The 20,752-nt window shown below is 60.5% G+C and carries 19 protein-coding genes; 7 read left to right on the forward strand and 12 right to left on the reverse strand.

Going from position 1 to position 20,752, the window contains the following annotated elements; translation table 11 throughout:
* Positions 1-36: 36 nt before the first annotated feature.
* The gene (locus tag AC2YI2_RS00655; protein WP_487384486.1) at positions 37-1,458 is read right to left on the reverse strand and encodes an MFS transporter; all 1,422 of its coding nucleotides are present in this window, start codon (positions 1,456-1,458) and stop codon (positions 37-39) included.
* Between the two features lie 440 nt (positions 1,459-1,898).
* On the opposite strand from AC2YI2_RS00655, the gene AC2YI2_RS00660 reads away from it, so the two are divergent.
* Positions 1,899-2,252 (forward strand): cupin domain-containing protein, encoded by a 354-nt coding sequence (locus AC2YI2_RS00660; RefSeq protein ID WP_487384487.1) that lies wholly within the window; start codon positions 1,899-1,901, stop codon positions 2,250-2,252.
* A 48-nt stretch (positions 2,253-2,300) separates the two neighbouring features.
* Here the strand turns inward: AC2YI2_RS00660 and AC2YI2_RS00665 are convergent, their stop codons facing one another.
* Positions 2,301-4,253: an acetoacetate--CoA ligase gene (locus AC2YI2_RS00665; protein WP_487384488.1), complete on the reverse strand. Its 1,953-nt coding sequence runs from the start codon at positions 4,251-4,253 to the stop codon at positions 2,301-2,303.
* A gap of 633 nt (positions 4,254-4,886) precedes the next feature.
* Here AC2YI2_RS00665 and AC2YI2_RS00670 point away from each other — a divergent pair.
* Complete coding sequence (locus AC2YI2_RS00670; protein ID WP_487384489.1) at positions 4,887-5,138, forward strand: DUF6460 domain-containing protein; 252 nt, start codon at positions 4,887-4,889, stop codon at positions 5,136-5,138.
* Here AC2YI2_RS00670 and AC2YI2_RS00675 read toward each other — a convergent pair whose 3' ends face one another.
* The 5 genes from AC2YI2_RS00675 to AC2YI2_RS00695 form a co-directional block, all read right to left on the reverse strand.
* Positions 5,139-5,954: an ABC transporter permease gene (locus AC2YI2_RS00675; protein ID WP_487384490.1), complete on the reverse strand. Its 816-nt coding sequence runs from the start codon at positions 5,952-5,954 to the stop codon at positions 5,139-5,141.
* Positions 5,955-5,964: 10 nt separating this feature from the next.
* Positions 5,965-6,867, reverse strand: coding sequence for an ABC transporter permease (locus AC2YI2_RS00680; protein WP_487384491.1), 903 nt, complete (start codon positions 6,865-6,867; stop codon positions 5,965-5,967).
* Between the two features lie 10 nt (positions 6,868-6,877).
* The gene (locus AC2YI2_RS00685; protein WP_487384492.1) at positions 6,878-8,023 is read right to left on the reverse strand and encodes an ABC transporter ATP-binding protein; all 1,146 of its coding nucleotides are present in this window, start codon (positions 8,021-8,023) and stop codon (positions 6,878-6,880) included.
* Positions 8,024-8,154: 131 nt separating this feature from the next.
* Positions 8,155-9,252, reverse strand: coding sequence for a polyamine ABC transporter substrate-binding protein (locus AC2YI2_RS00690; protein ID WP_487384493.1), 1,098 nt, complete (start codon positions 9,250-9,252; stop codon positions 8,155-8,157).
* Positions 9,253-9,393: 141 nt separating this feature from the next.
* Entirely contained in the window at positions 9,394-10,803 is a 1,410-nt protein-coding gene (locus tag AC2YI2_RS00695) for a helix-turn-helix domain-containing protein (protein ID WP_487384494.1), read from the reverse strand.
* Positions 10,804-11,030: 227 nt separating this feature from the next.
* On the opposite strand from AC2YI2_RS00695, the gene aceA reads away from it, so the two are divergent.
* Both aceA and AC2YI2_RS00705 read left to right on the forward strand, forming a co-directional pair.
* A complete protein-coding gene (gene aceA, locus AC2YI2_RS00700; RefSeq protein ID WP_487384495.1) occupies positions 11,031-12,320 on the forward strand; it encodes an isocitrate lyase in 1,290 nt (429 codons plus the stop codon).
* A 109-nt stretch (positions 12,321-12,429) separates the two neighbouring features.
* The gene (locus AC2YI2_RS00705) at positions 12,430-12,663 is read left to right on the forward strand and encodes an SMc00767 family acetate metabolism repressor (protein WP_487384496.1); all 234 of its coding nucleotides are present in this window, start codon (positions 12,430-12,432) and stop codon (positions 12,661-12,663) included.
* A 69-nt stretch (positions 12,664-12,732) separates the two neighbouring features.
* Here the strand turns inward: AC2YI2_RS00705 and AC2YI2_RS00710 are convergent, their stop codons facing one another.
* Genes AC2YI2_RS00710 through AC2YI2_RS00720 form a run of 3 tightly spaced genes read right to left on the reverse strand, consistent with a single transcriptional unit; the run spans position 12,733 to position 15,260 of the window.
* Positions 12,733-13,455, reverse strand: a complete 723-nt coding sequence (locus AC2YI2_RS00710; RefSeq protein WP_487384497.1) for a copper homeostasis protein CutC — start codon at positions 13,453-13,455, stop codon at positions 12,733-12,735.
* Positions 13,452-14,363, reverse strand: a complete 912-nt coding sequence (locus AC2YI2_RS00715) for an ROK family protein (protein WP_487384498.1) — start codon at positions 14,361-14,363, stop codon at positions 13,452-13,454. The genes AC2YI2_RS00710 and AC2YI2_RS00715 overlap by 4 nt, the downstream gene beginning before the upstream one ends.
* Before the next feature lie 21 nt (positions 14,364-14,384).
* On the reverse strand, positions 14,385-15,260 hold the full coding sequence (locus AC2YI2_RS00720; protein WP_487384499.1) for a LysR family transcriptional regulator: 876 nt from the start codon (positions 15,258-15,260) through the stop codon (positions 14,385-14,387).
* A 198-nt stretch (positions 15,261-15,458) separates the two neighbouring features.
* Here AC2YI2_RS00720 and AC2YI2_RS00725 point away from each other — a divergent pair, with 198 nt between their 5' ends.
* Complete coding sequence (locus AC2YI2_RS00725; protein ID WP_487384500.1) at positions 15,459-15,611, forward strand: hypothetical protein; 153 nt, start codon at positions 15,459-15,461, stop codon at positions 15,609-15,611.
* A 44-nt stretch (positions 15,612-15,655) separates the two neighbouring features.
* Here the strand turns inward: AC2YI2_RS00725 and AC2YI2_RS00730 are convergent, their stop codons facing one another.
* Together AC2YI2_RS00730 and AC2YI2_RS00735 are read right to left on the reverse strand one after the other, a co-directional pair.
* Complete coding sequence (locus AC2YI2_RS00730) at positions 15,656-16,147, reverse strand: hypothetical protein (protein ID WP_487384501.1); 492 nt, start codon at positions 16,145-16,147, stop codon at positions 15,656-15,658.
* A 50-nt stretch (positions 16,148-16,197) separates the two neighbouring features.
* Entirely contained in the window at positions 16,198-17,637 is a 1,440-nt protein-coding gene (locus AC2YI2_RS00735; RefSeq protein ID WP_487384502.1) for a glutamine synthetase family protein, read from the reverse strand.
* 175 nt (positions 17,638-17,812) lie between these two features.
* On the opposite strand from AC2YI2_RS00735, the gene AC2YI2_RS00740 reads away from it, so the two are divergent.
* Positions 17,813-17,938, forward strand: a complete 126-nt coding sequence (locus AC2YI2_RS00740) for a hypothetical protein (protein ID WP_487384503.1) — start codon at positions 17,813-17,815, stop codon at positions 17,936-17,938.
* A gap of 185 nt (positions 17,939-18,123) precedes the next feature.
* The gene (locus AC2YI2_RS00745; RefSeq protein WP_487384504.1) at positions 18,124-20,661 is read left to right on the forward strand and encodes a methyl-accepting chemotaxis protein; all 2,538 of its coding nucleotides are present in this window, start codon (positions 18,124-18,126) and stop codon (positions 20,659-20,661) included.
* The last annotated feature ends 91 nt before the right edge of the window (positions 20,662-20,752 follow it).

The following is a 20,752-nucleotide window of genomic DNA, read 5'->3' on the forward strand; positions in this document are numbered from 1 at the left end:
ATGACCAAGTCCGACGCTAAGGGAATTGCTCGCTATCTAGTCAGCGCTTGGAGCTCCGTCTCTCGGCGCAATCATCATTAGCGCGCAGACGACACTGACCAGACTCAGCGCTGCCGCACTCCATAGGACGAGGCTGTAGGCGGCCTGCAATTGTTCAGGACTTACCGTCGCGAGATTGGTGCTGCCGAAGGCCAGACCGATGGAGGCGACGGCGACGAGACCGCCACCACGCGCGGCCGCGTTGTTGATGCCAGAGGCCGTGCCGCTCATGTCCTCGGGCGACGAGGAGAAGACGGTGGTCGTCAGAGGCGGAATGGCGACAGTCATGCCAGCACCGAGAAGGACAAGGCCGGGGAGATAGCCGGTCCAAAAATTCGAGAGGTGGCCTGTCATCGCCAGAACGGCATAGCCAGCGGCGGCAAGAAGCGCGCCGAACACCAGCGGCGGGCGCGGCCCCATACGGTCGGACAGGCCGCCGGTCCAGCGCGAGCCCAGGCCGATGAGGATCGAGAAGGGCAGCATGGCCGATCCGGCCTGCGTGGCGGTGTAGCCATGAACACGCATCAGCAGGAAGGGCAGGAAGAACAGTGCGGCGCTGAGGGCCGCGTAGAGCAGCACGGTCATGACATTGGCGCCGAGGAAGGAGCGGTCCTTGAAGAGCGAGAGCGGCAACATCGGCGCTGTCTTGCGGGCCTCAACTGCACCAAAGATGATTGCCGCCGGCACGGAAAGCGCGATGGCTGCGACACCCATGGTGGTAGCGCCTTCGCCCAGGGTGATCAGGCCATAGCTCAGGAGACCGAGCGCCAGTACGGCGAGCACGGAGCCCAGGATATCAAGTCTCGCGTGACTGCGGCTCATTTCGTCCGGCGGCAGCTGGACGGCGAGCACCAGCGTGATGGCTGCGATCGGCGGGTTGATGAAGAAAATGGCGCGCCAGCCGACGAAATCGACCAGCCATCCGCCGAGCGGCGGGCCGAGCACAGTCATGATTCCGGCGGCAGCGGCCCAGGTGCCGATCGCCCTGCCCCGCTCGCTCTTGGGATAGGCCGCGCCGATGATGGCGAGGCTGGCGGGAACAAGCAGTGCAGCGCCGACGCCCTGCAGCAAGCGGCCAGCGACCAGCCAGCCAGCGGTCGGCGCAAAGCCGCAGGCTGCCGACGCAATCGCGAAGATGACCAGGCCGATGATGAAGCCGCGGCGGCGGCCGTAGCGGTCGCTGATCGAGCCGCCGAGAAGGATCAAGCTCGCCAGCATCAGCATGTAGCCGTTGACGATCCACTGCATGGTCGTAAGCGTGCCCAACAGCGACGACTGCATTGACGGCAGCGCGACATTGACCACCGAGCCATCGATGAAGCCCATACTGGATCCGAGAATGGTAACCGGAAGCACCCATTTGCGCCGCGCATCGGGCACAGACGACGAGGTCGACGGCGAGTCGGAAGTGTTGGTCATGAAAGGGCCGATCAGGCTGGGCGGGACTGTCGAGAGCTAGCACGACGCAGGCAGGCGCGCGCCTCAGAAAACGACAGGAAAGCATGACGGCTTTCAGCTTGGTCGCCATCTTCCGGCAGCCCGACGATGACTCGAAACGACCTCGATATGTCGACATCCACCGCCTTCGCTACGCATGCATCTGCTCGATCCGACGTCCAACAACCATATCGAAACGCGCAAGACGATCCTGGTCAGCGGTATGGAAGACAGTTATGCACGGCCGGAGAGGATGATCTGCGCAATGTCACTGGCTCCCGTCCTATGACTTCGCAAACGGGACAGAACTCCCGGAGAGGATCCTTACGGTGTCATTTCTACGGGCCATTCCAGAGCCCAGCCGATCCGGCACCTTCTTCAACCGCAGCCCGGCCATGCCGGGCCAAACTTTGCGAGGAACCATGGACTATGCTGTAAAGCTCGCCGACCCGGCGTCATCCGAACCCGATACATCAGACCTGGATGGCTGGACCGTCGTCGAAGGCTCGCCCACCATGAAGACCTGGGTCCTGCACACGTCCGAGGACGGCAGCATGATCTCGGGCTATTGGGAAGCCACGCCGGGCACCTATCATGCGGTCTATACCGAATATGAATTCGTCCACATGATGCACGGTCGTGTGACGATCACGGCCGAGGGCGGCGGGCCTGTGGTGCTCGGACCGGGCGATGCATTCGTGATCGAGCCCGGCTTCAAGGGCACCTGGAAGATCGACGAGCCTATCCGCAAGCATTTTGCCATCAAGCTGAAATGATGAAATCGGGCGGCATCCGGTGACGGGTGCCGCCTTGGCCTTGCGACACTAGTTCCGCAGTGCTTCCAGTCCCACATAAAGCTCCAGCGCCTCAGGGTTGGCCAGCGCTTCCTTGTTCTTGACCGGCCGCCCATGGACGACCTCGCGGACGGCAAGTTCGACGATCTTGCCGGATTTTGTGCGCGGGATGTCGGCGACCTGGATCACCTTGGCCGGCACGTGGCGCGGCGAGGCGCCGACGCGGATCTTGGTCTTGATCTTCTTGTCGAGGTCGGCGTCCAGCGTCAGGCCAGGTGCGAGACGCACGAAGAGGATGACGCGGACATCGTCGTCCCAATCCTGGCCGATGCAGATGGCCTCTGCGACCTCGTCGAGCTGTTCGACCTGATTGTAGATCTCGGCGGTCCCGATGCGGACGCCGCCGGGATTGAGTGTGGCGTCAGAACGGCCATGGATGATCAGGCCGCCATGCTCGGTCCATTCGGCGAAATCGCCATGGCACCAGATATTGTCGAAGCGTTCGAAATAGGCAGTCCTGTACTTGGCGCCTTCAGGATCGTTCCAGAAACCTGATGGCATCGACGGGAAGGCTTTGGTACAGACCAGTTCGCCCTTCTCTCCACGCACCGGCTTGCCCTCATCGTCCCAGACATCGACAGCGAGGCCGAGGCCCGGCCCCTGAATCTCGCCACGCCACACCGGCTTGACCGGGTTGCCGAGCACGAAGCAGGAGACGATATCGGTGCCGCCGGAGATCGAGGCGAGCTGCACGTCCGGCTTGATACCCTCATAGACGAAGGAGAAGCCCTCAGGCGACAGCGGCGAGCCGGTGGATGTGATCAGGCGGAGTTCGGAGAGGTCATGCGTCTTGAGCGGCTCGATGCCGCCCTTGCGCACAGCGTCGATATATTTGGCCGAGGTGCCGAAGATCGCGAACTTCTCCTCCGCTGCATAGTCCCACAGCACGTTTCCGGTGGGTGCGAAGGGCGAGCCGTCGAACAGGCAGAGCGTTGCGCCGCTCGCCAGCCCCGAAGCCAGCCAGTTCCACATCATCCAGCCGCAGGTGGTGAAGTAGAACAGCTTGTCGCCATCGCTGACGCCGGAGTGGAAGCGGTGCTCCTTGAGGTGTTGGAGCAGGGTTCCGCCGGCCGAGTGGACGATGCATTTCGGCACACCGGTTGTGCCCGACGAGAAGAGGATGTAGAGCGGGTGGCTGAATGGCAGTTGCTCATATTCCACTGGCTTGGCCGCGTAAGGAATAGTCGCCGCATCGAAAGAACGGCCGTCCGTGAGCGAGGTCGCGAGTGCTTCGGCATCACCGGCATATTTGACCACCATGACCGGGCAGCCGAGCTTCGGCGCTACGGCGCGGACCTTGTCGCCGACATCCTGCAGTTTGCCATTGTACCAATAAGCGTCGCAAGTGATGAAAAGTTTGGGCTCGATCTGGCCGAAACGATCGAGTACGCCCTGTTCGCCGAAATCCGGCGAACAGGACGACCAGATGGCACCAATCGAAGCAGTTGCCAGCATGCAGGCGATGGTCTCCGGCATGTTCGGCATCATCGCCGAAATACGGTCGCCCTTGCCGATGCCCATGGCACGGAACGCCTGCTGCAGCTTCGAGACGGTGGAATGAAGCTGGTCCCAGCTCCAGTGGTAGCTGACCTTGTCCTCGCCGCGAAAGACCAATGCGTCGTTGGGGCCGTGCTTGATGAGCAGGTTCTCGGCGAAGTTCAGCGTCGCATCCGGGAAGAAACGGGCATCGAGCATGACGTCGCCGTTGATCAGCTCGCGGCCGCCCTTTTGGCCGCGCACGCCGCAGAAGTCCCAGACCGCGGACCAGAAGGCCCCGCGTTCCTTGATCGACCACTCGTGGAAGGCGTCGTGATCGGGGAGGTCAATAACTTCTCGTACCGCGCAGAACTCGCGGAATTTCGTCATCGGACTCGATGCGACCTGGGCCTCGCCTGGCACCCAAAGTGGCGTTTGCTCTGACATCCATGCCTCCCCATTCGACAGGGGATTTCTAGAGAATGTTTCGCTGCACTGCAATACGCTCTACGTCGCGGGACGTTCGAGATGCGGCAGTGCGACTAACTCCATTCTCCAAAATCGCAAAAGGCACGGAAATTTTGAAATGGTTGCGCAAAGTTGCAAGAAGGCTGTAAAGCACGCGGAAAATACCTTTGATAAATATAGATAATTTTCATTGAAGACGGAGAAAAAACGGATATCGGTGAAAAAAATCTTAGGCGAATACACGCAGCAGCGGTTGCAACAACCAGGATCGAAGCGTAATCTTAAGGAGTGGAGGCCGAACTTTCGCTCGGTCTCCTTCGCTCAGGCCTCGAAGATAAATCGGACGGTTACATTCCAAGTGGTCCGATTTCTTTTTAGCTCGAACGTGATGCCGATGAGTTTCAACCTCATAGCAATCACTCCTAAGGGCAGCGAGGGCTGCTCGCCTATAGCCGGGGGAGCCCGTCTTCCCCGGTTGTGCACCTGGCCACAAATCAGCATCCACCACCCTGAATTACTATAAGTTGCAGTTGATGGTTTTGTCTACCAAGCGACAAAATCCTTTATTTACCAAGTTTCGCTAAATTCTTCGGAACTGATCCGGGGAAGACCGTGAGTCCATTCTTCAAAGGCCTGTTCAAACTGCTGCTCGCCTCGCTGATTGCGGGCGCATTGATGAACCTATTCGGGCTTTCGGCAGAGCGCATCCTTGCCTCGATCGGGCTTACGCCGGTCGAGGCCTGGGAGCATGCGGCGCGGTTCATCGCCTGGGCGATCCCCAACGTGCTGTTGGGCGCGATCGTGATCCTGCCGGTATGGTTCTGCGCCTATCTCTTCATCCCGCCACGTTCGACCGACGAATAGCTACCCCTGAGCCATAGCCGCCCGCTCGTCACGCTGGCGCTGCACTTCCGAGCGCTTGGTCATGATCGAGGCGATGATCACGGCGATAGTGACGAAGCCGATCAGGATGGTGCAGGCCGCGTTGATCTCGGGCGTCACGCCGAGACGTACCTGGCTGTAAATCTTGATCGGCAGCGTCGTGGCGCCGGGACCGGTGTTGAAATTCGCGATCACGAGATCGTCGAGCGAGAGCGTGAACGCAAGCATCCAGCCAGCGATCACAGCGGGCAGGATGAGCGGCAGCGTGATCTTGAAGAAGGTCTTGACCGGCGGGCAACCTAGATCCAGCGCAGCCTCCTCAAGGCTCCGGTCGAAGGTCACCAGACGGGATTGCACGACGATCGCGGCGTAACACATGGTGAAGGTGGTGTGGGCGATCATTACCGTCCAGAAGCCTCGGTCGACGCCGATGGCGACAAAGAGCAGCAGCATCGAGAGACCGGTTATCACTTCCGGCATGACGATCGGCGCATAAATCATGCCCGAAAACAGCATGCGGCCGGGAAACCGCATGAAACGGGTCAGTGCCAGCGCGGCGAGCGTCCCGAGCGCAGTGGCGATGGTGGCGCTCAGCAGCGCCACACGAATGGTGATCCAGGCCGCATCCATGAGCCCCTGGTTCTGCCACATCTGCACATACCAGTGTGTCGAGAACCCGCCCCAGACCGTGACCAGCTTGGACGCGTTGAAGGAGAAAATCATCAGAAGCAGGATCGGAATATAGAGGAAGGCAAAGCCGAGTGTCAGGACGACAGGATCGAAGCGTGAAGTTTTCATGGCTTTCTCCTCACGCCTTCTGCTGCTGATTCTGGAAGATCATGATCGGTACTACAAGCACGAGCAGCAGCACCACCGCCACGGCCGAGGCCAGCGGCCAGTCTCGATTGCCGGAATATTCGGTCCACAGCGTCTTTCCGATCATCAGCGTATCGGCACCGCCGAGCAGATCGGGAATGACGAATTCGCCGGTAATCGGGATGAAGCAGATCATCGAGCCGGCAATGACGCCCGGAAGCGACAGCGGGAATGTGATCTTCCAAAAGGCCTTCCGGGGCGGGCAGCCGAGGTCGCTCGCGGCTTCGAGCAGCGTGCCGTCCATCTTCTCCAGCGCGGCATAGAGGGGCAGGATCATGAAGGGCAGGTAAGAGTAGACCATGCCGATGAAGACGGCGTAGTCGGTGCGGAAGATATTGACCTGCTCGTCCGGGCCGAAAATGCCGAGCGACTGCAGCAGCACCGTCAGCAGACCTTCGGGTTTCAGGATGCCGATCCAGGCATAGACGCGGATCAGGAACGAGGTCCAGAAAGGCAAGATCACGAGCATAAGCAGCATAGGTCGGATCGTGGTCGGTGCGCGCGCCATGGCAAGCGCCATCGGATAGCCGATCAGAAGAAGCAGCAAGGTCGAGATCAGCGCAATCCGCAGCGAATTGAAATAGCTGCTGATGTAGAGCGAGTCCGATCCCAGGAAGGTATAGTTCTCGAAATCGAGCTGGGAAAAGAAATTGCCGAGATCGGAGAAGCCCTTGAACTCGGGGGTGTAGGGCGGCATCGAAATCGCAAGGTCGGAAAGCGAGATCTTGAAGACGATGAAGAAGGGAACGAGGAAGAAGAAGCCGAGCCAGAGATAGGGAATGATGACAATCAGCCATCTGACGGGGTTCTGATGATTTTCTGCGGTATGAGCCATGGCCGGTCCCTCAGCGCGTCAGTACGAGGCCGGCGTCGGCGGGCCAGGTCAGCCAGACCTGGTCGCCGAAGGTGATCGGCCGGTCGACGAGGCGCGAGACATTGGCCTGCGCCGCCCGCATGATGCGACCATCCTTGAGCTTGGTGATGAAGACCGAGAAGTCGCCGAGATAGCCGATATCCATCACCTCGCCCTGGGCGGCATTGGCATCTGGCGTCACCGGCGCATCGAGCGAGATGCGCACCTTCTCAGGTCGGACTGCGAAAGCGACGGCATTGCCCGCAATTGCCGGGCAGTCCGGCTGCTCGACCTTGACCGGCAGGCCATCGGAATCGAGCGTGACCAGGCTGCCATCCTTGGCACTGACCTTGGCCTCGTAAATGTTGATGTCGCCGATGAAGTCGGCCACGTAGCGCGAATTCGGCGCCTCATAGATCTCGGCCGGCGTCGCGACCTGCACGAGGTTGCCCTTGTCCATGACCGCGATGCGGTCGGAGACCGTCATCGCCTCTTCCTGGTCATGAGTGACGATGAGGAAGGTCAGGCCCAGCGTGTGCTGGATGTCCATGAGTTCGAACTGGGTCTCCTCGCGGAGCTTGCGGTCGAGCGCGCCGAGCGGCTCGTCGAGCAGCAGCACCTTCGGGCGCTTGGCGAGCGACCGGGCGAGCGCGACACGCTGGCGCTGGCCGCCGGAAAGCTGGCTCGGCTTGCGCTTGGCGAATTGTTCGAGCTTGACCAGCTTCAGCATTTCCTGGACGCGGGTGTCGATCTCGGCCTTGGGCAGATTGTCCTGTTCGAGGCCGAAGGCGATATTCTTTTCCACCGTCATGTGCGGGAAGAGCGCGTAGGACTGGAACATCATATTGGTCGGCCGCTTGTAGGGCGGCACCCCCGAAATATCCTTGCCCTGCAGCAGGATGCGGCCTTCGGTGGGCTCCTCGAAGCCGGCCAGCATGCGCATCAGCGTGGTCTTGCCGCAACCAGAGGGGCCGAGCAGCGAGAAGAACTCCTTCTCGTAGATGTCGAGCGACAGGTTCTTGACCGCGACGAAATCGCCGAAGCGCTTGGTGATGTTCTCGAAGCGTATGAAAGGCACCGCGGCCGGATCGGTCCAGGGTGAGAATTTACGTTTGACCGGTCCGAGAGTCTTCGCCATTTCGCCAGCGCCCCATTCGCAAATCTTGTGTGATCGTTGGTTGATTATTCCGACGGCGAAGACCTTCAAGGGCTAATCCGCGACCGGAAAAAGAAAGGGCGGCTTGCGCCGCCCTCTAAGTCATTCCGCCATCAGCTGCCGGTCTTGATCGTGGTCCAGAGCCGGTTCAGAACGCGCGATTCACGCGGCCCGTAAGGCGAGATCGTGAAGAGTTTCTTGGTGGTTTCCGCGGTGGGATACACCGACGGATTCTTGAACACCGCCTCGTCGAGGAACTTCTGCGAGGCAAGGTTGCCGTTGGCATACTGGACGTAATTCGATGCCTTGGCGATGACCTCGGGCTTCATCAGGTAGTTGATGAAGGCATGGGCCTCCTCGACATTCTTCGCATCCGCCGGGATCGCGAGGTTGTCGAACCACATATAGGTGCCTTCCTTCGGGATCACGTAATTGACATTGACCCCGTTCTTGGCTTCCTCGGCGCGGCTCTTGGCCTGCAGGACGTCACCGGACCAGCCGATGGTGATGCAGGCATCGCCATTCGCCAATTCATCGATATAGGCGGAGGAATTGAAGGTACGCACGAACGGCCTGATCTTCATATAGACGTCGCCGCCGGCCTCAAGGTCGGCCGTTTCCTTGCTGTCAGGATTCTTGCCGATGTAATTCATGGCAATCGCGAAAGTCTCGTCCGGCGAGTCGAGAATGTTGATGCCGCAGCTCTTCAGCTTCTCCGCGTTGGCGGGATCGAAGAGGACAGCCCAGCTGTCGATCGGCACGTCGCCGAGCGCGGTTTTCACCTTATCGACATTGTAGCCGATACCGGTGGTGCCCCACATGTAATTGACGGCATATTCGTTGCCCGGGTCGTATTTGCCGAGACGCTGCATGACATCGGGCCACATGTTTGCGAGGTTCGGCAGCTTCGATTTGTCGAGCTTCTGGAACACACCGGCCTGAATCTGGCGCGCCAGGAACGGACCGGTCGGCACCACGACGTCATAGCCCGAGCCACCCGCAAGCAGCTTGGTTTCAAGGATTTCATTGGAATCGAAGACGTCATAGACGACCTTGATACCGGTTTCCTTGGTGAAGTCTTCGAGGATGGAATTATCGATATAGTCGGACCAGTTGTAGACATTGACCACCCGCTCCTGCGCGGTCGCAACGCCGGCCAAGGCAAGCGCGGCGGCCACGCCTGCAGCCAGCCCAAATAGCTGTTTTCGCATAATTTTCTCCTGTTTGCCGGTAAGGAACTGCTTCTTATTGATGTCCCGGTGTCCCACTCGCATGGAGAGATTAGGAAGGTTTGCGGCGGGCGACAACAAAAAAATCTGCGAATTTTTACAAAGCATCCGGAGTTGCAGCGGCTACTGGAAGTCAAAGACACTCATGCCTGCCACCATTTCGTCAAGACCGAGCGGCCGCGTGACCGGCGGTTCGGCGCGCGCCAGGCAGCCGGGACGCTCACAGAGCCGGCATCCGGTGCCCGCGAGAACCGGCGCCGCGGTCGTTGCCCCATAAACCGTCTCGGCGGCATGCGCGGCATCGCATCCGATGAGCAACGCGGTGCGCCGGACGCGTTCGCCGAAACCAGAGATCGGCCCTTCCAGCGTGCGCGCGAGCGTGAGGTAACGGCCACCGCCCAACATCTCGACCGTATCGACCAGCACCTGGCCCGGCATGGCGAAGGCTTGATAGACATTGAGCTTGGGACACTGCCCGCCAAATGCGGCGAGCGGAAATCCTTCTGCCCCGCATCGGCGGATGCGGTTTCCGGCGATGTCGATCTCCATCAGGAAGAACGGAATGCCGGAAACACCCGGGCGTACCAAACTGGCAAGCCGCGTCGCTGCCTGTTCGAACGAAACCTTGAATCGCGCGCAGAGGATCGAGAGGTCGTAGCGCGTCCGCTTCGCCGCGGCCAGGAACTCGCCGTAGGGAATCATCACCGCAAGCGCTGCATAGCGGGCGAGTTCGAAGCGGGCGATGCGACGCGCCTCGACCGACGACAGGGCGAGCGCATCCACCGTGGCCAATATCTCCTCGCGCAGCGCGATCTGGCAGGCTTCCTGCGCCATCTCGCGCAACTGGTCGTGCGGATAGAGCCGCTCGGAGAGGAAAAGTCGCATCGAGTGCCGGTCATAGCGACGGCGCAGATTTGGCATGGCGTGGACAGGCAGCGTGCGGACGACGATGCCGTGCTGGTTCTTCAGCCATTCCCTGAGCGCCCCCGCCACATCCTCGCCTGAGCCAATGCGAACATGGAAGGCCTCTGCCGCCTCGTCGATCGCAGCAAAATGGTTGGGTCGGTTTTCCAGCCGGTCGCGGACTTCGTCCATCGGCAAGCGTGCGCCTGATAGAGCCGGGTCATGTCCCGCCTGGGCGAGCAGGCCCGCAAGATCGGAGAGCCGTTCGGTCTGTTCGCGATAGGCGCGGTAGAGCTTGACCATCCCCTGCGCAGCATTGGGCGCCATTTCCGCTACCTCGGCCAGTTCCTCGCCGGCGGGGATTTCGCCCGAGAGCAAAGGGTCGGAGAAAACCTGCCGGAGTTCGCCCGCCATCGAACCGGTCTCGCCCTGGAGTTCCTCTATATCGATCTTGTAGGCCGAGGCCATCTTGAGGATAAGCTGCACTGTCAGCGGCCGCTGGTTGCGCTCGATCAAGTTGAGGTAGGAAGGTGAGATGCCGAGGCCGTCCGCCATCGTGGTCTGGGTGATGCCGAGCCGGTTGCGCACGCGCCGGACGCGGGGCCCTGCGAAGATCTTGGACTCGGCCATTGTCATTTCCTTTTACAAAATTCGCGGCCACGCGACTTTACAAGATTTACAAATTTACAGTGCCATCATGTAAACAATCGCACAGCCTAACTCGATTATGCCCGAGATTTTCACCTTGTCTATAGCGGCATCCCGCAGCGCAATGTAAATTCCGTCACATCGGATCAAGCAGATCATCATATCCCAAGCGGTGATCTGGGACGGAAGACTAGCACAAGGAGTTTGCTATGACTGATTTTTACAACCTCGTTTCCTCGGCACCCACGGGCCGCTTTGACGGCATCGAGCGCAGCTACACAGCCGAGGACGTCAAGCGCCTGCGAGGCTCGGTCGAAATCAAGTATTCGCTTGCCGAAATGGGCGCGAACCGCCTCTGGAAGCTCATTCAAGAGGAGGATTTCGTCAACGCACTCGGCGCGCTTTCGGGCAACCAGGCCATGCAGATGGTCCGGGCGGGCCTGAAGGCGATCTATCTCTCCGGCTGGCAGGTCGCGGCGGATGCCAATACCGCGTCGTCCATGTATCCCGACCAGTCGCTCTACCCCGCCAATGCCGCGCCGGAACTCGCCAAGCGCATCAACAAGACATTGCAGCGCGCCGACCAGATCGAGACGCAGGAGGGCAAGGGTCTCTCGGTCGACACCTGGTTCGCGCCGATCGTCGCCGACGCGGAGGCCGGCTTCGGCGGTCCGCTCAACGCCTTCGAGATCATGAAGGCTTTCATCGAAGCTGGTGCTGCCGGCGTCCACTACGAGGACCAGTTGGCCTCGGAGAAGAAATGCGGTCATCTCGGCGGCAAGGTGCTGATCCCGACGGCTGCGCATATCCGCAACCTCACCGCGGCCCGGCTTGCTGCCGACGTGATGGGTACGCCGACGCTGATCATAGCCCGTACCGACGCGGAAGCTGCAAAGCTACTGACCTCTGACATCGATGAGCGCGACCAGCCCTTCGTCGATTACGACGCCGGCCGTACCGTCGAGGGATTCTACCAGGTCAGGAACGGCATCGAGCCCTGCATCGCTCGCGCCATTGCTTACGCGCCCTATTGCGACATGATCTGGATGGAAACCTCCAAGCCGGATCTCGGTCAGGCGAAGAAATTCGCGGAAGCCGTGCACAAGGTGCATCCGGGCAAGAAGCTTGCCTACAACTGCTCGCCGTCGTTCAACTGGAAGAAGAACCTCGACGATGCGACGATTGCCATGTACCAGCGCGAGCTCGGCAAGATGGGCTACAAGTTCCAGTTCGTCACACTCGCGGGGTTCCATCAGTTGAACTACGGCATGTTCGAACTCGCCCGCGGCTACAAGGACCGGCAGATGGCCGCCTATTCGGAGCTGCAGGAGGCCGAATTCGCCGCCGAGGTCAACGGCTATACCGCGACCAAGCACCAGCGCGAAGTCGGCACCGGCTATTTCGACGCCGTGTCGGTGGCGATCTCGGGTGGCAAGTCCTCGACCACCGCAATGAAGGAATCGACAGAGCGCGATCAGTTCCGCCCGGCGGCGGAGTAGCAGGAATTCCCCTCCCGAACCCTCCCCACCACGGGCGGGGTTTGGGGCGGGGCCTTCTTCTTCAGGAAGCCAGACTTCAACAACCCCAATTCAAAAGAGGAGAAATGCCATGAGTGTCCAGACCCGCGTCAAGGAACGTGCCGAAGAACAGGCAACCGCCATGAGCGCCGAACAGCAGGCCGCGATCCGCATGGTCGCCAACGACCTGCACCGCCTCAACCATGCCGTGATGAAGGCCGTCGATGCCGGCGTGTCGGTCGAGTTGATCCGCTCCGCCCGCCATCACAATGAAGGCAACTGGGGTGATCTGATGATCCCGGTGATCGTAACGCAGGGGCGCTGAGACCTCGACAATTTCCCCCGCCGCGTTACCTGCGGCGCTGATGCCCGGGCTGGAGGAGGCCCGGGCTTTTTATCTGGTCGAAATCGCCGTCTTCAGTGCCCTCACCTTCATGACATCGGTGCGACGCGCGGCTTCGGACTGAAAGCCGAAATCAACCAGCCTTCCGCCTGTCGCTTCAATCGGCGTCGAACAAGAGGCGTGGATCTCCCTGACTTTGAGCCCAAGGAATTCGGAGGCATTCGCGGCCGACACGCCGGAACCCGGCATAATCGATATTCGCCCCTTGGCGGCATCGACCGCCTGCTTCAATCCGGGCAGGCCTTCAATGGCCGCCCTGGCTCCGCCCGAAGTCAGGATACGCGCGAAGCCAAGTTTCACGGCGATCTCGACGGCCTCGGCAATGTCGGGCACGAGATCGAAGGCGCGATGCAGGGTCATGTCGAGACCCTCAGCAGCCTCCGCCAGCGTCTGCAGGACAAGGCGATCGAGCCGACCATCCGGAAGGCTCGCGCCGAGCACGATACCCGCCAGGCCCGCTTTTCGGGCGGCCTCGATATCGGCCAGCATCACGTCGATCTCTTCTTCCAAATAGACAAAATCGCCGGCACGCGGACGGATTATCGCGTTGCAGGGGATATCGAAAGTGCCGGCGACCTCCATCAACCCGAAAGACGGCGTAAGGCCACCGAGCGCCAGCGCGCTGCAGAGCTCGATACGGTCAGCGCCGCCTTCGACCGCGGCTGCGAGGCCGGCAACGTCGTCAACGCAGACTTCCAGAAGAACGCCGCTCATCCCGCAGCCCCCAGACCGAGCAGCGCCGCACCTGCCAAGCCCGGCTCAATCGACAATGAGCCCGGAACGACGAGCGGCCTGGCGAACTTCCGGAGCGTCCTTGCACGAACGGCCTCATCGAGTCTTTCCATCAAAGGCCCCGACCGCGCCAGCCCTCCGCCGACCGGCACAATCGAGGCGCCTGATATGTTGACGGCGAGCGCGAGTGGCGAGGCGACGAGTTCGATATAGATGTCGATCGTGCGGCTCGCATCCGCATCGCCCGCCTGCCAGGCATCGACGATCTCGCGGCTCGTACGCTCGGCGCGATGAATCTCGAAATGCAGCCGTTCCATGCCCCGGGCGCCACCGACCGTGTTGAGGCAACGTTTCTGCCCGCAGGCGCAATCCCAGGCCGGAATGGCGACCGGCGGATCGCCGGCATAGTTGGGCAGGATCGGGCCATGGCCCCATTCGCCGGCAAAGCCGCCGGCCGCATTGACCAGCCGACCATCCGCCACCAGCCCGCCACCAACGCCGCTGCCGAGGATCACGCCCAGCACGATGGCATACCCCCTGCCCGCCCCAAGGCCTGCTTCGGCCAGCGCAAAACAATCGGCATCGTTGGCGATCAGCACATCGAGGCCGAGCATATCTTCGAGGTCGCGTTTAAGCGGGCGGCCATGGATGCAGGGGATGTTGGCAACGGTGGCCATGCCGGTGTCGGGGTCGATAATGCCGGTGATCGAAAGGGCAATGCGCGCGGGTCGGATGCCGCTATCGCTAATCACGCCAATCAGGGTCGCGACGAAGGCGTCGAAGTCGTCCAAGGGCGTCGGCTGCGGCGTGAGCGGCGTGATGTCCTTGGCCGTCTGCGCTACAGCGCCCTTGATGAAACTGCCGCCGATATCGAAGCAGATGATGGCCATGCGGGGATTTCCGATTTTCGATCAGTTGTTCCTCACGGGCCGCTTGCCCGCATAGAGATCCTGATGTGCCTTTAAGAGTTTTGTCAGCCGGTCCGCAAGGGTGCGGATCTCGCGGCGCGCGCGGTCGTCATTGTTGGTAACGACCCATTGCTTGTGGCGCAATTCGGGGATCTCGTCGCTGGCGCGCTCGATGCCGGGCTCCATGTCGCCGATGAAACACGGCAGGATGGCATTGCCTGTACCCGCCTTGACGAGATCGAGCAGCGAACGCGGTCGAGTCACCGTGACGACGATACCGACGGCGCGGTTTTCATGCGGCCAGCGCAGATAGTTCGAGATGGCATCGGCTTCGGTCACGGCAAGCCAGCGCTCGGGCAGATAGTGCGACGCGCTCTTGGCGCGATAGGCGGCATAGGCCACCTCACCGATCAGGCGGGATGCCAGATTCAATTCCTCGGGCGGATGAGCACGGAGGCCGACATCATGTTCGCGATGAGCGAGCGGCGCGCGGCTCTCGGTCACCGTCATCTCGACGCGGAAATTGTCCCGCTCGCTGCAGAGGTCGCGGAAATTCTCGGCAACCAGCCTCGCATTCCAGGTTCCGACAGCAAGCCGCAGCGTGACCGCGCCAGAGGATTCCATGCGCCAGCTCTCGACGCGGCGGACGGCGGACTCCATGTCCTTGAGCTGGTCGAAGAGCATCTGCCCTTCGGTGGTCATGGTATAGCCGGTCTGGCTACGGGCGAAGAGCGTGCGGCCGATCGATTGCTCGAGCTCGAGTACGCGACGGCCGATCGTGGCGGGGCTCAAGCCTGAAACCTGCGCGGCACCTGTCAGGCCGCCATTGCGCGCAACGGCGATGAAAATCTCGTAGGCATCCCATCCAATCTTTTTCATGGATGAAACATATGATGCATTCTCGCACGTAGATAAAGCAAATCTTGATGCATAGATTGGGGATGTTCCGGCGTGGCGGCGATGCCCGCGTCCACCCTCCCTGCCGTCGGAACACGCGCGCCACTTCGTGGCCGGCCTTCGGACGCATCCCGCTGTCCGAGACAGATCCTGACACCATTAATGTTCGAGGAAACGACCATGTACGACATATTCACGGCGATCCTGCTCGCCGATCACCTGTCCCGACGTCATTTCGAACAGATGCGTCGGCCCGAACCGCAACTCGAGACGGAGTCACCCTGGGCCCGGGTTTTCGCCTGGCATCGCCGGAAGACCGATCGCCGGACATAACAGGAAGGTCCAGATTGCTCCAACCCCTCTTATTTCACCGTCATTTACCTCCCGAGCAGAGACATCCCGTAGGCGCTATCGACAAACCAGGTAGAAGCGCCTCCTGTGGGCAGTATGGTCATTTTCCCATTTGCCAAATAATGCGTCTTGTCGCTGATCGAAACAAACCCGCATTTACCCTCAATATAAATCTCGCTTGTACTTAATCGTCGCTCGTCGATCTTCAGTGGGTAATATTTGCAGCAATCCGGATAGTAATTCAAATATTCTCCCGGACCGGAAAATTGGTAGAGCGGGAAGTCCTTGTACTGGCCGGACTCGTCCGCCATGAGAACATTGGATTCACGCATTCCCGCCAGGCGCCTCAGAACCGCATTTTCTACTATCGTCTTTTCGTCCAGAGCATCGCATTTGCCATTGATATCCACCACGCGGTACGCGCCGGCAACTATCGCCGTTAGGACGACAACGGCCGTGAATGTCAAACCGAGCACCTTCACGCCCGCACGAAGCCGGGCCCAGTCAATCCTGCTCATTGCAAATCAAATCGATGAATGCCGTCATTCAGCGATTGCTCCTCATTCGCTCACACATTGAGCAGCAGATATTCTCGTTCCCAGGGGCTGATCACCTGCATGAAGGTCTCGAATTCGCCGCGCTTGACGCCGGCATACATGCCGATGAATTCGTTGCCGAAGATTTCGCGGAGCGCCGGCTCGCTTTCGAGCAGCGACACGCCTTCCAGCAGGCCGCGCGGCAGCTCGACTGAGCCTTCATTTGCGGTGCCATCCGAAGGCGGCGTCGGCTCGATGTTTTTCATGATGCCGAGCAGACCGCAGGCGAGCGAGGCCGCGAGCGCGAGATAGGGGTTCGCGTCCGAACTCGGAAGGCGGTTTTCGACGCGGCGCGCGGCGGCGTCGGAGACGGGAACGCGGAATGCCGTCGTGCGGTTGTCGTGACCCCAGGCATTGTTGACAGGGGCGGACATGCTCGGCGTCAGGCGGCGATAGGAGTTCACATAGGGCGCCATCATCACCAGCGTCTTCGGTACGAAGGCCTGCATGCCGCCGATGAAATTGTAGAACTCCTTCGACGCGGACCCATCCGCGTTCGAGAAGACGTTCTTGCCGGTCTTGATGTCGACCACCGACTGGTGGATGTGCATGGCCGAACCTGCCTGGCCCTGCATCGGCTTGGCCATGAAGGTGGCATAGATGCCATGGCCCATCGCGGCTTCGCGGATGGTGCGCTTGAACATGAAGACCTGGTCGGCGAGTTCGACCGGATCGCCGTGGCGCAGGTTGATCTCGAGCTGCGCCGGACCCTCTTCATGGATCAGCGTATCGATCTCCAGCCCTTGCGCGGCGGAGAAGTGATAGATGTCGTCGATCAGTTCGTCGAATTCGTTGATACCGGCGATGGAATACCCTTGTCCGCCCTGGATCGATCGGCCCGAACGGCCTGTCGGCGGCTTCAGCGGATAATCGGGATCGTCATTCTTGGCGACGAGGTAGAACTCGATTTCCGGCGCGACGACCGGCTTCCAGCCGCGTGCCTTGTAGAGGCTCATGACGTGCTTGAGCACGTTGCGTGGCGTATAGCTCACGGCCTTGCCGTCGGTGTCGACGATATCGCAGATCACCTGCGCCGTCGGATCCGTCTCCCAGGGGACGACCGAAAGAGTGGAAAGATCAGGGACCAGCTTGATGTCGCTATCGCGAGAATCGTAGCGGAATTCCTCGGTCTCGTCGGGATATTCACCTGAGATTGTGTGGCGATAGATCGCCGACGGCAGAGCCAGAGACGTGTTGGAGGTAAACTTCGAGGACGGCATCATCTTGCCGCGCGGCACGCCGGCCAAGTCGGGCGTGATGCATTCGATATCCTCAATGCCGCGAGCGCGCAGCCATTCGGCAGCTTCTTTCCAGTTGGCGACGCCACGTGTGTTCAAAGTTACAGGAGAGGGTTTGGGTGGAGTCGCGGGCGTCTTGTGGATGATCTTGCTGCGGACTTTTTTGGCTGCCATGATGGACCTGGTTGTTGTTGCTCCCGCGCCAATCATAGCTTTTCCATGGCAAATGGCGAGGGGGCGTCCGCAAAATTAACGCCTCTCGCGCCTCCCGACTGTTCGTCACGGGCAATTCAGCCTTTGTTAAAATATTGCGCTCATCGTGGTCGATGTGAGCGCAGAGGAATATTCAATGCAGCAGAATAATGCCCGCAGAGCCCGAGCCAAGGCCGCCCGTATCGACCGGCGCCCGGCCATCGCCGCAACGGCGATCTCCATTCTCGCTTCGCTCTTTGCCGCCTATCAGCTGTTCTTCTAAGCGCCGCTTCAGACAACGTTGCCGTCAAAGTTGACGGATCATGAACGTTGTAAGGCAAAATTAAGACGAGCAATCAATAATCAGTCAACCTGCGGCCTCCGACTCGCTTGACGGACGGGGTGCAATGATTGCTTCGCTGCTGGATTTTCCGCCATTTTGATGCGTTCCGGAGGAGAGCTGCTCCCATGAATATCGACAGGATTCTATCCCGCTTCAGGATCCAGACGAAAGTTCTCATATTCATCCTGCCCTTCGTGGTGAGCATCACGGCGGTCGGCGTCACCGGCCTCTATGCTTCCGGTCTACTGCAGGGGCGAATGGAAATCTCCAACAGCGTCCTGAAGTCGCTCTCCGGCTTCCGCGATGTCGGCGCAGCGATGAAGAGCTTCCTCGAAAACGCGACGCCGGAGAAGCGCGACGAGCTCGCGCAGCTTCTCAAGGACCAGGGCGCGACGCTCAACACCACGTTCGAGCAGCTCTCGCCGTCGGCCGAAGGGCGCGCGGATCTCGAAAGCGCCGCCCAGTCGGTGGACGGCATCATCACCCGCATCGGTGATCTCTGGGCGCTGCATGAGAAGGAAGCGACACTCGACAAGGAGATCCGCAACAATCTCAACATCGTCACTGCCGCACAGATGCTGTTGGTCGAGGAATCGATCAAGATGCAAAAGCAGATGCGCAACGACGAAAGCGCGGCCAAGAGCATGCTGCGCGAGGCGGACCGCATCAGCGTTTCGGCCAAGTTCCTCACCGACCTCTCAAATGCTTTCATGAAGGCCAAGACGCCGGACGAAAAGTTCGCCGTCGTCAAGACGAACCTGGCCGAACTGAAGAAGCGCCTCCGCATCCTCACGCCGGCACTGCCCGAGGGCAACAAGGCTGTCGCCAAGTCGCTCGGCGCTGCCATTGGTGAACTCGACAAAATGGTCGCGAGCAACGACAAGACGACCGACGGCATCCAGAAAATGTCGAGCAAGCTATCGAGCTTTCGCCAGACTTCGGTCTATCTCGGCGTCGCCGCTGCGCTGAAGATGAAGAACGCCACCCAGAAATTCGCCGAACTCGATGCCCCGCTGGTAAAGGCAGAGGGCATTCTTGCCGACAGCCGTAAGGTCGTGACGTCAGGCTACTCGATCCAGATCGAACTCGCGCGTTTCCTTGAGGATCCCTCGGAAGTCAACCGCAAGCGCCTCTTCGGCGAATTCGAGATCGTGCGCAAGGATATAGTGATGCTCGAAGGATCGGCTGGCGATCAGCCCTTCTTCAAGGAAGTCAGGAGCAAGCTGCTTCCCTCTGTCGATGCCTTGGACAAGGCGTCGGTCGAAATGGTGAAGGCCAGCGAAGAGCGGCACAAGCAGTTCAATGACGCCGCAGCCCAGATCGACGTGATCTGGAAGCAGCTCACCTCCTTCGCCGAGTTGCAGAAGCAGAGTGCCGGCCTGGAGCGCGAGAATGCCAACGGCATCTCGATCGGCGCGACCGTACTTGGCATCGTCATCGCGATCTTCGCCGGCATCGGCCTGGTCATGACTTTCAAGGGCCCGATCGGCCAGATCACCGCAGCGATGCGTCGCCTTGCCGACGGTGCACTCGACACGGCGATCAATGGTGAAGGTCGCGTCGACGAAATCGGCGAAATGGCCCGCGCGCTCGGCGTCTTCAAGCAGAACGCAGTCGCCAAGATCGAGATCGAACAGCAGAGCGAGGCAGAACGCGCTGCCGCCGAGGAAGCGCGTCTTCGCAACGATGCGGAAAAGCTCGACGTCGACCGGCAGATCGACTTCGCCGTCAACACGCTGGCCGCCGGCCTCGGCCGCCTCTCGCGTGGCGACATTTCGCAGACGATCGAGACCCCCTTCTTCGGCAAGCTCGAAACGCTGCGCAACGACTTCAACGGCTCGCTCATGCGCCTGCAGGACACGCTCTCGCAGATCCGCAACAATGCCCAGATGATCCAGCACAACACCAACGAACTCTCGGGCTCCGCCGACGAACTGTCCAAGCGCACCGAGCAGCAGGCAGCATCGCTCGAACAGACGGCCGCGGCCGTCGAAGAGATCACCGTTACGGTGAAGTCCTCGGCCGAACGCGCCCAGGAAGCCAACCAGATCGTCGCCGAGACCAAGAATGCGGCCGACGCCTCCTCCAAGGTGGTTTCGAACGCGATCGACGCGATGGGCCGGATCGAAGACGCTTCGAGCAAGATCGTCCAGATCATCGACGTCATCGACGAGATCGCCTTCCAGACCAACCTGCTCGCACTCAATGCCGGTATCGAAGCGGCTCGCGCGGGCGAAGCCGGCAAGGGCTTCGCGGTCGTGGCGCAGGAAGTTCGTGAGCTCGCCCAGCGCTCGGCAAGTGCCGCCAAGGAGATCAAGGATCTGATCGACAAGTCGACGACCGAGGTCACCTCCGGTTCGCGCCTCGTCCAGCAGACGGGCCAGGTGCTGTCGGATATTTCCAGCAAGATCCTGACGGTGTCGGAGCGGGTGGAGATGATCGCCATGGCAAGCCGCGACCAGTCGACCGGCCTTGCCGAGGTCAACGCATCCGTCAACGGCATGGATCATATGACCCAGAAGAACGCTGCGATGGTCGAGGAAACCACCGCTGCAACCCGCCAGCTCGCCCAGGAAGCCGATACGCTGATGATGTTGGTCGACCAGTTCAAGCTCAACACCAGCATTAGCCAGGCCGAACATCACGAGCGCCGAGTCGCGTAATTCTGTGACTTCACGAAGACCGAAAAGGCACGGAACTCCAATTCCGTGCCTTTTCCATTTCTCTCGTCATTTCTCGCTGATTTTACGCGGC

The sequence above is a fragment of the Rhizobium sp. SRI_017 genome (assembly GCF_057586295.1).